This window comes from Agrobacterium fabrum str. C58 (genome assembly GCF_000092025.1).
GTDB lineage: Bacteria > Pseudomonadota > Alphaproteobacteria > Rhizobiales > Rhizobiaceae > Agrobacterium > Agrobacterium fabrum.
The window spans coordinates 2,376,163-2,388,477 of record NC_003062.2; the positions used below are offsets into that span (position 1 = coordinate 2,376,163).

The following is a 12,315-nucleotide window of genomic DNA, read 5'->3' on the forward strand; positions in this document are numbered from 1 at the left end:
TTCATAACCTCCCCATGATCTGTTGACGAAACCCGTAAACCTCGCGCTTGCCGGATAGCGGCACCAACGTCACTTCCCGCTTCTGGCCGGGCTCGAAACGCACCGCCGTGCCGGCGGGAATATCGAGACGCATGCCGCGCGCCTTGTCACGATCGAAGAGGAGACCGGCATTGGTCTCGAAGAAATGATAGTGGCTACCCACCTGCACCGGCCGGTCGCCCGAATTGGCCACCTCGATCGTCACCGTCGGCTGGCCGGCATTAAGTTCGATGGTGCCTTCTGCGGCAATGATTTCGCCTGGCTTCATGGGGCTCCCCTTAATTTCTGTCTCAGGCGGCAGTCGCGGCTGCGCAGCCTTCGGCCTTCAGGACGCGCCGTGTCGACGCTGGGTTGTTAACGAGTTTTGCCGCCGGGCGGACCGGCCTGCGGACCAGTTCGCCGCCGCAATTCGGGCAGGCACCGTGAAGCACGTCGCTCGCGCAATCGGCGCAAAAGGTGCATTCGAACGAGCAGATCATCGCATCCCGGCTATGGGGCGCAAGATCACGGTCGCAACATTCGCAATTGGGCCGAAGCTCCAGCGCCATATCATCCCCTCAGCGGATCGGTTCGTGAACGGTCACCAGCTTGGTGCCGTCGGGGAAGGTCGCTTCCACCTGCACATCATGGATCATATCGGCAATGCCATCCATCACCTGATCGCGGGAAATGACATGCGCACCGGCTTCCATCAGATCGGCAACGGCGCGGCCATCACGGGCGCCCTCGACGACGAAATCGCTAATCAGCGCAATCGCTTCGGGATAGTTGAGCTTCACGCCGCGCTCCAGTCGGCGGCGCGCCACCATGGCGGCCATGGAAATCAGCAGCTTGTCTTTTTCTCTTGGGCTAAGATTCATCGTCGTCCCGCAGCTTGGCATCTGCTCCGCAAAGCAGGTTTGCGGGAGATCAGATCCGACATTTGACAGACCCCGAAGGACGCCGGTTGCCGACGATCCGAAGGGTTTACAGATTCCAGACTTTCGGCACTGGCGCGCCGTTTCGCAAGAGCGAAATGATCGGAAAAAGCAATTTTCTGAGGGAGAAACCGTCTGCGGCTGACACACGCACGACAAGCTTGCCCTGCCATTCGCTGGCCCCGCCGCTTTCACCGGCAATAGCCCGGATTTTAGGCAGAAGCGCCTCGGAGAGAGGCCCGATGTAAAGCAGCGTGGCGAACGCCACCTGACCGGCCAGCACCGCCGGTTTCGCGGTCAACTCCGCCACCTCGCCCTCAAGCAGCAATTCTTCCGCATGCACCAGCCTGCCCCCATGGCGAATGCGCCAGCGGTCACGGAAAAGCCCGTGTGTCATCGCCTCGCCCATGGCCTGGCGGCCAAGCAGCACGGCTTCGACAGCGATAAATTCGGAGGATTGGTCGAGATCGGCCTCCAGCCGGCGGTTGAGCGATGCCCGGTCGAAGAGGATGGTTTCCTGTGGCAGCCAGTGCAGTTTCGCGCCCGGCCCGGCGGAAATGCGGGCGGTAACCGTGGCTGTGCCCGATGATGCCTTGTAGACCTTTTCGCAGGCCTGCGTGGTCACGACAAGCGAGGTGCCGGCACCGGCTGTGGCCTGCCATTCTATGTCGTCTCCGCCGGTCAGCCCGCCGGAGGAATTGATGAGAATGGCCTCGGCTTCGTTCGAAAACGTGTCCGGCAGGCGGATTTTGGCACAGCCTTCCTGGAACAACTCGTCCAGCCGGCTGCGCCCTTCAACCGCCTTGGTTACAATGCGTCCTCTGCCACGGGCGCGCTGCTGCCGGACAGGTTGTTGAGCGTCTTCACAACCGGAAGCGCCGATGGCTTGCTGTTCTGACTGCACGCGGTCTCCGAAGCGCTTGCGGAAGCGGAATTGGCCTTGGTGCCGCAATCCTTCTTGACGACGGCGTCCACCACCATCTGTCCTTCCGTGTTGCGGAAGAAATCCCACATTCTTTCGGCCGCATCAACTGTGCGCGTCACTTCGCCTGTGGGCATCTTGCGCTCCACGGCAGGTTCAGCCTTCGGCGTCTGCTCGCCGCCCGGCTTGCGGGTGACGACGGCGCTCGCGGCCAGCACTTCCGCCTTCATGGTGGCGCGCGGCCAGGCATGGTCCCAGTTCTCGATGACATAGGACTGAATACGCGCGCCAGCCTTGCAGACGTCATAGGAATTAACGGTAAAACTCTCACCCGGCTTGGTTTTTGCGCCGCCCTTGCAGCCGTCCATTTCGGCCCAGCGCTTCAGCGCCGTCTCGCCGCTATATTGCCAATAGGACTTGCCACCACCCTGATAGGGATTGGCCGGATCCTTCAGACCGGCAAATGCAATGATCGACATCGGCCGCGCCGGTTTGCAGCTTGCCGCATCCGGTCCCCACCTGCCTTCAGTCTCCAGCGGATAACCGGCGCGGAGCGAAGCGACGAAACCGGCAGCGTTAAAATCCGCGTTGCCGCTGCAGATGAATTGCGACAGCATGCGCCCGCCGCCGGAATAACCGGAACCGTAAAAGCGCTCCTCATCCACGCAGAACTTGCCCTTCACCATGGTGATGGCATCGCGGATGAAGCCGACTTCATCCAGCCCGCCCGGACGTTTGGTGACACCGGGAACGTTCCAGGCATGGGTGCCGGGCAATTCGCCATTGAGGCTACCGGCCAGCGCCACGACCATCAGGCCGTCGCGCTCGGCAAGCTTGTCCCAGCCGCTGCGGTTCAGCTGCCCATGCGGGTTGCTGTTGGAGCCATGGAAATCAAAGACGACCGGCAGCGGCTTTTTTCCATCATAGGCCGATGGAACAAAATAGACGCCGTCGCGTTTCTCACCGTTGGAGAGAATGGAAAAATCATGCCGGCCCGGCTCCATGCCAGGTCCGGGAAGCTGGCCGCAGGTCGATGCCGACGCTGCGACGCCGGCGCTCGCGCACATCGCAAGGCCGAGAACCAGGGTGCGGGCGGAGCGGAACAGCCGGGCAGCCCGGCCAGTTGCAAAGTCTTGATGCATTGACACGCCTTTATTGGCACTATGTCTCCAACGATACGTCGGAGGTGCATGGAATGTAAGGGATCAACTGTCGCGGCGTGCGAATAGACTTTTCCTGTGTCTCGCATGCAGCATATGCGCTGCCAATATCACAGGCTTTTATTCAACGAAATGCTAAAATTGCGCATAAAAGCCATGCAGAGGCGCATAGGCTTTCAAAATATTAATCGGCCGTTTGCACGCCGTGATCGGCGCGCAGCGCTTTTACTCTCCGATTATACTGTCAGATGACGCCGCGCTTCGGGCGTATCCAGCGTCTCGGCGAGCCCTTCATGCACGATCTCACCGCGGTCCATGATGTAGACATAGTCGGCAAGCTCACGGCAGAAATCCAGATATTGCTCGACCAGCAGGATCGCCATGCCGGTGGAATCGCGCAGATATTTGATCGCCCGGCCGATATCCTTGATGATCGACGGCTGGATGCCCTCGGTCGGCTCATCGAGAACGAGGATTTTCGGCCGCGTCACCAGCGCCCGGCCGATGGCGAGTTGCTGCTGCTGTCCCCCGGACAAATCGCCACCGCGCCTGCCCAGCATCGATTGCAGCACCGGAAACAGGCTGAAAATATCGTCGGGAATGAAACGCTCCTTGCGCGGCAGCGGCGCATAACCGCTTTCAAGGTTCTCCTGAACGCTGAGCAACGGAAAGATTTCACGGCCCTGCGGCACATATCCGACACCGCGTTTGGCCCGGTGATAGGGCGCCAGCCCGTCAAGCGGCGCACCATCAAAGCTGATCGAGCCGGCACTGGTGGGCTGCTGACCCGTGACGGCGCGCAACAGCGAGCTTTTGCCCACGCCGTTGCGGCCGAGGACGCAGGTGATCTTGCCCATCTCCGCTTTCAACGACACGCCGCGCAGGGCTTGCGCCGCGCCGTAGTGAAGGTTGATGTTTTCGACTGTCAGCATGGTGTTACTCCATTGATGCTTCGGTGGGGGGCGTTACCCCCCTCTGCCCTGCCGGGCATCTCCCCCTCAAGGAGGGAGATCAGATGCCGCACCCGCTCGCTTTTTGGGCAGGGTGTTAGCGACTTGCCGATCTCCCCCCTTGAGGGGGAGATGCCCGGCAGGGCAGAGGGGGGTAAAACCGCAAACACCACCATCACCGCCCCAGATAATTCTCGATCACCTTCGGATCGCTCGACACGAAATCAATCGACCCTTCCGCCAGCACCGAACCTTCGGCGAGACACGTCACCTTCACGCCCAGTTCGCGGATGAAGCCCATGTCGTGCTCCACCACCACCACCGAACGGGTCTTGGCGATTTCCTTCAAAAGCACGGTGGTTTCGGCTGTCTCCGCATCCGTCATGCCCGCCACCGGCTCATCCACCAGCAGCAGCTTCGGCTCCTGCGCCAGAAGCATGCCGATCTCAAGCCATTGTTTCTGACCGTGCGAAAGATTGGCCGCGAGATCGCCGCGACGGTGGCCAAGCCGCACGGTGGCGAGGATTTCCTCGATGCGTGCCTTGTCTTCCTCCGTCAGCCGGTAGAACAGCGTGGCGAAGACACCGCGCTTGCGGTTCAGCGCCAGTTCCAGATTGTCCCAGACGGTGTGGCTTTCGAACACGGTCGGCTTCTGGAATTTCCGACCGATGCCCAGCTGGGCAATATCCGCCTCGTCCTTCTTGGTGAGATCGATGCTGTCCTCGAACAACACCGTACCGGTATCCGGCCGCGTCTTGCCGGTGATGATATCCATCATCGTTGTCTTGCCGGCGCCATTCGGGCCTATGATGGCGCGAAGCTCGCCGGGCTCGACGACGAAAGAAAGCGAGTTCAGCGCCTTGAAGCCATCGAAGGAGACCGAGACGCCATCGAGATAAAGCAGGCTTTTGGTTCTGTTTTCGGAAACCGTGTTCATGGGCTTACTCCGCCGCCTGTTGCGCGGCCGTTGCCGCACTGTCGTTGCCCGGCTGCTTGGCCGCCGCCGCTGCCCGCGCGACACGCTTCTCGCGCCGCCCGGCCAGATAATGCTGGATTGTGCCGACGATGCCCTTGGGGAAGAACAGCGTCACCGCGATGAACAGCCCACCCAGCGCAAACAGCCAGAATTCGGGAAAAGCGCCGGTGAAATAGCTCTTGCCGCCATTCACCAGCAGCGCGCCGATGATCGGCCCGATCAGCGTGCCGCGCCCGCCGACTGCCGTCCATACCACCACCTCGATGGAGTTGGCGGGAGAAAATTCGCCGGGGTTGATGATGCCCACCTGCGGCACGAACAACGCACCGGCAACACCCGCCATCATCGCCGACACGACGAAGGTGAAGAGCTTGATGTTTTCCACCCGGAAACCGAGGAAGCGCACCCGGCTTTCGGCGTCCCGCACGCCCACCAGCACCTTGCCGAATTTGGAATTGACGATACCCGACGCAATCAGCAGAGAAAGCGCCAGCATCGCGGCCGTCATTGCAAACAGCATGGCGCGGGTGCCATCCGCCTGCACGGAAAAGCCGAGGATATCCTTGAAATCGGTGAGGCCGTTATTGCCGCCGAAACCCATGTCGTTGCGGAAGAAGGCAAGCAGCAGAGCGTAGGTCATGGCCTGGGTGATGATCGAGAGGTAAACGCCGTTGACGCGCGAGCGGAAGGCGAACCAGCCGAACACGAAGGCGAGCAGCCCCGGCACGACAAGCACCATCAGCGCCGCAAACCAGAACATGTCGAAGCCGTGCCAGAACCACGGCAACTCCTTCCAGTTGAGGAACACCATGAAGTCAGGCAGCACCGGATGGCCGTACACGCCGCGCGTGCCGATCTGCCGCATCAGATACATGCCCATGGCATAACCGCCAAGCGCGAAGAAGGCGGCGTGGCCGAGCGAAAGAATGCCGCAATAACCCCAGACCAGGTCAAGCGCCAGGGCCAGCAGCGCATAGGCCAGATATTTGCCCAGCATCGACATGATATAGGTCGGGATGCGGAACGCGCTGCCCTCCGGCAAAAGCAGGTTGGAGGCGGGCACCAGGACGGCGATGGCCAGGATGATGCCGATGGCGATGGAAATGCGGCGATCGAGCGCGCGCAGGAGGAAGCCGGTAATCATGCTTCGATCGCCCTTCCCTTGAGTGCGAAGAGACCGCGCGGCCGCTTCTGGATGAACAGGATGATGAGAACGAGCACGAGGATCTTGCCGAGCACGGCGCCCACCGTCGGCTCGAGGAACTTGTTGAGCACGCCGAGCGACAATGCACCCACCAGCGTTCCCCAGAGATTGCCGACGCCGCCGAACACCACCACCATGAAACTGTCGATGATGTAGCTCTGGCCGAGATTGGGCGAGACATTGTCGATCTGCGATAGCGCAACGCCGGCAAGCCCGGCAACGCCTGAACCGAGCGCGAAGGTGAAGGCATCCACCCAGGGCGTGCGAATGCCCATGGAGGAGGCCATGCGGCGGTTCTGAGTCACGGCGCGCATCTGCAGACCGAAGGCGGAGCGCTTCAGAAGCACCAGCAGCGCGAAGAACACCGACAGCGAGAAGCAGACGATCCACACCCGGTTCCAGGTGAAATTGAGATAACCGACGCTGAAGGAGCCGGACATCCAGCCGGGGCTGCCAACCTCCCGGTTGGTGGGGCCGAAAATGGAGCGTACGCCCTGTTGCAACATCAGCGAGATGCCCCAGGTGGCGAGCAGCGTTTCCAAAGGCCGCCCGTAGAGGAAGCGGATGACGCCTCGTTCCATCACGAGGCCGACAAAACCTGTCACCAGAAAGGCGACTGGCAAGGCAATCGCCAGCGACCAGTCGAACAGGCCGGGGAAGTGACTGCGGATCACTTCCTGCACCATGAAGGTGGAGTAAGCGCCGATCATCACCATCTCGCCATGTGCCATGTTGATGATGCCCATCACGCCGAAGGTGATGGCAAGGCCGATGGCGGCCAGCAGCAGCACGGAACCGAGCGACAGGCCATACCAGACATTCTGCGCATAATCCCAGAAGGCCAGTGCGCTCTCGATGCTGGAAATCGCCTCGTCCACATCAGGCTTCAGGCTCGGATCGACCGAGGGCGTCGCCGCCATGAGAATGCTGATCGCATCGCGCCCACCGAGCTTCTTGATGGTGGCGATCGCTTCTTTCTTCACCTCGAGGGGGCGGTCGGAGGAGAGCAGCGAGACAGCCCGCGCCTCCTCCATCCGGGTCCGCACCTCATTGTCGGTTTCCTTTGATATGGCCGCTTCCAGCAATTCCAGATTTTCGGCGCTGGGGGCTTTCAGAACCGCATCGGCGGCGGAAAGCCGCACCGCGCGTTCCGGGCTGAGCAGCGTCAGGCCACCCATCGCGGCGCGAATGACGCGGCGAAGATTATTGTTGACCCTGATCTTGGTGACGGCAGCCTTGGGCGCCGAGCCGGCGCTTTCACCCGTCAGCGGGTCGATCAGCGTGAAATCGGAGCCGGCGGGCTTGGTCATGAAGACGAGATTGTCGGATTTGCGCACGTAAAGATCGCCCGCCGCGAAAGCCTCCAGCGCTGGAACGACGCGCGCATCGCCCGTTGCGGCGATCTGCCCGATCAGCACTTCGGCCTGCTTGAAATCAGCCGTGCCAAGCTGGTCAATCAGCGCCTTCGGATCGCTCTGCGCGACGGCGTGGGCTGCGATCCCCATGGTGAACCAGAGGAAGATGGCTCCGAGAAAAGATCGGATCGTCATGTCAGGGTCCTTGGAGCGGTTTGCGATGGGGCGTTTATTTTGGCGCTGCTGGAATATGCGGCTCACCCCCTCTGTCCTGCCGGGCATCTCCCCCACAAGGAGGGAGATCGGCAAGGTGCGCTCGCATCGCTCTATCTCTACCGAAGAGAAATGCGGGGCCTCGCCACGAGTCGATCTCCCCACCTGTGGGGGAGATGCCCGGCAGGGCAGAGGGGGGCATGCTTGTTCAGTTTTCAATTATTGAAGCACCGCCCCCAAGAGAGGAGGCGGCACCAACCCCGCTGATCAGCTACCCTTGCCGCCGCACTTTCCACTGGCCACATTGAAGTTGCCGCACGACATCGGCTTGCGCCAATCCGAGATCAGATCCTTCGAGTCCGGCAGATAATCCGACCACTCATCCCCCACGACCTGCGGGGTCTGCTGCACGATTTCGAACTGCCCGTCAGCCTGGATTTCACCGATCAGCACCGGCTTGGTGATGTGGTGGTTCGGCATCACGGTGGAGTAACCGCCCGAAAGGTTCGGCACGGAGACGCCGATAATCGAGTCGAGCACCTTGTCCGTATCGGTGGTGCCGGCGGATTCGACGGCCTTTACCCAGGCGTTGAAGCCGATATAGGCGGCTTCCATCGGGTCGTTGGTCACGCGCTTGTCGTTCTTGGTGAATGCATGCCAGGTCTTGATGAACTCGGCATTGATGGGTGCATCGACGGACTGGAAGTAATTCCAGGCGGCAAGGTGGCCGACGAGCGGGGCTGTGTCGAGACCGGCGAGTTCCTCTTCGCCCACCGAGAAGGCGACGACCGGGATATCCTCGGCCTTGACGCCCTGGTTGGCCAGTTCCTTGTAGAAGGGCACGTTGGCGTCGCCATTGATGGTGGAAACCACGGCGGTCTTCTTGCCAGCCGAGCCGAATTTCTTGATGTCGGACACGATCGTCTGCCAGTCGGAATGGCCGAACGGCGTGTAGTTGATCATGATGTCCTCTTCCTTGACGCCCTTCGACATCAGGTAGGCCTTCAGGATCTTGTTTGTGGTTTGCGGATAGACATAGTCCGTGCCAGCAAGAACCCAGCGCTCCACGCCTTCAGTGCTGGCGAGGTAGTCGACAGCCGGAATGGCCTGCTGGTTCGGCGCGGCACCGGTATAGAAGATGTTGCGCGAGGATTCTTCACCCTCGTACTGAACCGGGTAGAACAGGATCGAGTTCAGCTCTTCGAAAACAGGCAGAACGGATTTACGCGAGGACGACGTCCAGCAGCCGAAAACGGCGGCGACCTTGTCCTGCGAAATCAACTGGCGGGCCTTTTCGGCAAATAGCGGCCAGTCGGAGGCCGGATCGACGACCACGGCTTCGAGCTTCTTGCCGAGAACGCCGCCCTTCTTGTTCTGCTCGTCGATGAGCATCAGCATGGCATCCTTCAGCGTCGTCTCTGAAATCGCCATGGTGCCGGACAGCGAATGCAGCACGCCGACCTTGATGGTGTCGTCTGCGGCAAAAGCGCCATGGAAGGCGGTGGTGGACAGGATAGCGCCAAGCAGCGCAGCACTAAGCGTCTTGCGGAACATCATCGGAAGAACCCCTCTCCTTGTTGGCCTCTCGTGGAGGCTCAGCGGCATCTGCGGCCGCTGCTGGGAGGGACTATCGATCTCGCGGATGCGAAACCGTATACGTCAATTGACGTAGGCGGGGTGGCGAAAGCTGCATAGGGATGTGTGGGGAAGTTAACTCCCGGGCAGAAGTGCCCATGTGCAGCGGGACGCCTCCACTTGTTTCTTCCCCGCCGAGAGTAAGTCTGCGGCAGCGGGATGAGAGGGTAACGGTCGAGAAATACGGAAAGCTAGCCCCTCTACCCGACCATCCGGGCCATCTTCTCCCCTGCAGGGAGAAGAAGACGCGGCAACGTCTCAGATCAAGAATGCGGCTTGCCGTCCCGCTCTTCGTCACGGATCGCGTCGTCATGATACCAGGAGCCGAAATCCACGTGCGGCTCCTTTGCCTCACGCTCAAGCTCGCTCAGCCCGCTATTGCGGAACTTGGACACGCCGGCACGCCCGCCAACCGGGAATTGAAAGATCGTTGCCGTCTCGCGATGAAAGCCAGTTGCCATATCGACCATCTCACTTTGTTTGCATCGAAACATTTAGGTCTGGAGCAAACCCGCAAAGACTGGATTCGCTCCGTTTGATTAAAAAAAAATCACGTTGCGAAAAATATAGGCATTAAACGGTCAATCAGCAAGAAAAACCATTCCGAAAGCGCCAGTTTTTGGGGCAAATGCCAATCCGTCGCGCGCAATCGAAATCATTGCATCGCAGCAGGGCATTTCAGCTGAGGATGCCGGCTATCTATCAGGATTCAATGATGAAACATGAGGGGTGAATTTGCCTGCCGCAGTGCAACAGAAGCGGGCGTCGCCGATATTGCAGCCCCGGCGCGCCAAGGCCCCTGAAAGATTTTTCGAAAAAATCGGCCGATATCGCCAATCTGGCACGCGGCATGCATCTAAGGGGTCAGCCCTTGAACGCGAATGTGCTTCCGGTGGCAAAAGCCACGGCAAGCCTCAAGGCTTCGCATTGTTACCTATGAGAGGTTCGTAATGACTAAGTTCAAACTCGAGTACATCTGGCTGGACGGATACAAGCCGGTCGCAAACCTGCGCGGCAAGACACAGATCAAGGAATTCGATGAATTCCCCACACTCGAGCAGTTGCCGCTTTGGGGTTTTGACGGCTCCTCCACCCAGCAGGCCGAAGGCCACTCATCGGATTGCGTGCTGAAGCCCGTTGCGATCTACCCGGATCCGGCCCGCACCAACGGCGCGCTCGTCATGTGCGAAGTCATGATGCCCGATGGCGTCACCCCGCACGCTTCCAACAGCCGCGCCACGATCCTCGAAGACGAAGACGCATGGTTCGGTTTCGAACAGGAATATTTCTTCTACCAGGACGGCCGCCCGCTCGGTTTCCCGGAACAGGGTTACCCCGCTCCGCAGGGTCCGTATTACACCGGCGTCGGCTTCAAGAACGTCGGCTCGGTTGCCCGCGAAATCGTTGAAGAGCACCTCGATCTCTGCCTCGAAGCCGGCATCAACCATGAAGGCATCAACGCCGAAGTGGCCAAGGGCCAGTGGGAATTCCAGGTATTCGGCAAGGGCTCCAAGCGCGCCGCCGACCAGATCTGGATCGCCCGTTACCTGCTGCTGCGTCTTTGCGAACAGTACGGCATCGACGTCGAGTTCCATTGCAAGCCGCTCGGCGATACCGACTGGAACGGCTCCGGCATGCATTGCAACTTCTCGACCAAGTTCATGCGCGAAGTTGGCGGCAAGGACTATTTCGAAGCCCTCATGGCCGCTTTCGCCAAGAATTGGCAGGAGCACATCGACGTTTACGGTCCGGACAACCATCTGCGCCTGACCGGCAAGCACGAAACCGCTCCGTGGAACAAGTTCTCCTATGGCGTGGCAGACCGTGGCGCCTCGATCCGCGTTCCGCACTCCTTCGTCAACAACGGTTACCGTGGTTACCTCGAAGACCGTCGTCCGAATTCGCAGGGCTGCCCCTACCAGATCGCTTCCGTCGTTCTGAAGACGATCGCAGAAGTGCCGCTCGCAAAGTCGGCTGCTGCCTGATAACTTAAGGCATGGCGTCGCCCGCAACCGGGCGACGCCATTTTTATGTCCATCGAACGGCTGGGCCGGACACGCGACCTTTTCGCCCTCTGCCCGCCCGTCATATTCTTCCTTAGGCGCAAACTCGACGAAGTTGCAGCACGTCAAGCAAGAAGGTGAGCGATGGGCATTCTCCAGAAATTCTCTCTCGAAAACCGCACCGCCATCATCACCGGCAGCGGTCGCGGCCTCGGTTTCGAAATCGCCAAAGGCTTCGCCGAGGCGGGCGCCCATGTCTGGCTGACCGGCCGTAACGCCGAGACGTTGCAACAGGCGGTCGACACGCTGCGCAAGGCGGGCGGAAAGGCCGATTATGCAGCCTTCGATATTGCCGACACGGCTGCAGGAAGCGCGCTTGTCCGCCGCATCATGGATGAGGCCGGCCATCTCGATATCCTCGTCAACAATGTCGGCGCGCGCGACCGCCGCCCGCTTGCCGAATTTACCGACGACGACGTGCTGGAGCTCATCCGCACCGACCTCACCTCCTCCATCTCGCTGTCGCGTGATGCGGCTGAAGCCATGAATGCCAACGGTTACGGCCGCATCATCACCATCACCTCCATTCTCGGCCATATCGTCCGGCCGGGTGATGCGATCTATCCCGTCGCCAAACAGGGGCTGACCGGGCTGATGCGGGCGATTGCAGTGGAATATGGCGCGCGCGGCATCACCAGCAACGCCATTGCCCCCGGCATGTTCGCCACCGAAACCAATGCCGCCCTTGCCGAAAACCCTGACATGGTGGCCTTTGCCAAGCTGCGCGTACCGCTGGAGCGCTGGGGCAGACCCGATGAAATCGCCGGGGCTGCCCTGTTTCTCGCCAGCGACGCGGCCTCCTTCGTCAACGGCCACATATTGACGGTGGACGGCGGCATGTCGGTGCGGCTGTGAGAACGACGAAACATCATTTTCGGAAA

At 60.5% G+C, this 12,315-nt stretch carries 13 protein-coding genes; 2 read left to right on the plus strand and 11 right to left on the minus strand.

Going from position 1 to position 12,315, the window contains the following annotated elements; genetic code table 11:
- Nucleotide 1 precedes the first annotated feature (1 nt).
- The 11 genes from ATU_RS11720 to ATU_RS11770 form a co-directional block, all read right to left on the minus strand.
- Entirely contained in the window at nucleotides 2-307 is a 306-nt protein-coding gene (locus tag ATU_RS11720) for an urease subunit beta (protein ID WP_010972299.1), read from the minus strand.
- A 22-nt stretch (nucleotides 308-329) separates the two neighbouring features.
- Nucleotides 330-587: a DUF1272 domain-containing protein gene (locus ATU_RS11725; protein WP_010972300.1), complete on the minus strand. Its 258-nt coding sequence runs from the start codon at nucleotides 585-587 to the stop codon at nucleotides 330-332.
- A 9-nt stretch (nucleotides 588-596) separates the two neighbouring features.
- On the minus strand, nucleotides 597-899 hold the full coding sequence (locus ATU_RS11730) for an urease subunit gamma (protein ID WP_010972301.1): 303 nt from the start codon (nucleotides 897-899) through the stop codon (nucleotides 597-599).
- 106 nt (nucleotides 900-1,005) lie between these two features.
- On the minus strand, nucleotides 1,006-1,860 hold the full coding sequence (locus tag ATU_RS11735; RefSeq protein ID WP_035256001.1) for an urease accessory protein UreD: 855 nt from the start codon (nucleotides 1,858-1,860) through the stop codon (nucleotides 1,006-1,008).
- Nucleotides 1,764-3,020 (minus strand): CE1 family esterase, encoded by a 1,257-nt coding sequence (locus ATU_RS11740; RefSeq protein ID WP_010972303.1) that lies wholly within the window; start codon nucleotides 3,018-3,020, stop codon nucleotides 1,764-1,766. Before ATU_RS11740 ends, ATU_RS11735 begins: the two co-directional genes overlap by 97 nt.
- Before the next feature lie 254 nt (nucleotides 3,021-3,274).
- On the minus strand, nucleotides 3,275-3,970 hold the full coding sequence (urtE, locus tag ATU_RS11745) for an urea ABC transporter ATP-binding subunit UrtE (protein WP_010972304.1): 696 nt from the start codon (nucleotides 3,968-3,970) through the stop codon (nucleotides 3,275-3,277).
- A gap of 193 nt (nucleotides 3,971-4,163) precedes the next feature.
- Entirely contained in the window at nucleotides 4,164-4,925 is a 762-nt protein-coding gene (gene urtD, locus ATU_RS11750) for an urea ABC transporter ATP-binding protein UrtD (protein WP_010972305.1), read from the minus strand.
- A gap of 4 nt (nucleotides 4,926-4,929) precedes the next feature.
- Nucleotides 4,930-6,108 carry an urea ABC transporter permease subunit UrtC gene (urtC, locus tag ATU_RS11755; RefSeq protein WP_010972306.1) on the minus strand — a complete coding sequence of 393 codons (1,179 nt, stop codon included), beginning with the start codon at nucleotides 6,106-6,108 and terminating at the stop codon, nucleotides 4,930-4,932.
- A complete protein-coding gene (gene urtB / locus ATU_RS11760) occupies nucleotides 6,105-7,718 on the minus strand; it encodes an urea ABC transporter permease subunit UrtB (protein WP_010972307.1) in 1,614 nt (537 codons plus the stop codon). Before urtB ends, urtC begins: the two co-directional genes overlap by 4 nt.
- Nucleotides 7,719-8,003: 285 nt before the next feature.
- Nucleotides 8,004-9,293, minus strand: coding sequence for an urea ABC transporter substrate-binding protein (urtA, locus tag ATU_RS11765; protein ID WP_006314994.1), 1,290 nt, complete (start codon nucleotides 9,291-9,293; stop codon nucleotides 8,004-8,006).
- Between the two features lie 341 nt (nucleotides 9,294-9,634).
- On the minus strand, nucleotides 9,635-9,841 hold the full coding sequence (locus tag ATU_RS11770) for a DUF2735 domain-containing protein (protein WP_006314993.1): 207 nt from the start codon (nucleotides 9,839-9,841) through the stop codon (nucleotides 9,635-9,637).
- A gap of 480 nt (nucleotides 9,842-10,321) precedes the next feature.
- Here ATU_RS11770 and ATU_RS11775 point away from each other — a divergent pair, with 480 nt between their 5' ends.
- Together ATU_RS11775 and ATU_RS11780 are read left to right on the plus strand one after the other, a co-directional pair.
- Nucleotides 10,322-11,356 (plus strand): glutamine synthetase beta-grasp domain-containing protein, encoded by a 1,035-nt coding sequence (locus ATU_RS11775; RefSeq protein WP_010972309.1) that lies wholly within the window; start codon nucleotides 10,322-10,324, stop codon nucleotides 11,354-11,356.
- A gap of 162 nt (nucleotides 11,357-11,518) precedes the next feature.
- Nucleotides 11,519-12,289, plus strand: a complete 771-nt coding sequence (locus tag ATU_RS11780; RefSeq protein ID WP_006314989.1) for an SDR family oxidoreductase — start codon at nucleotides 11,519-11,521, stop codon at nucleotides 12,287-12,289.
- Nucleotides 12,290-12,315: the final 26 nt, after the last annotated feature.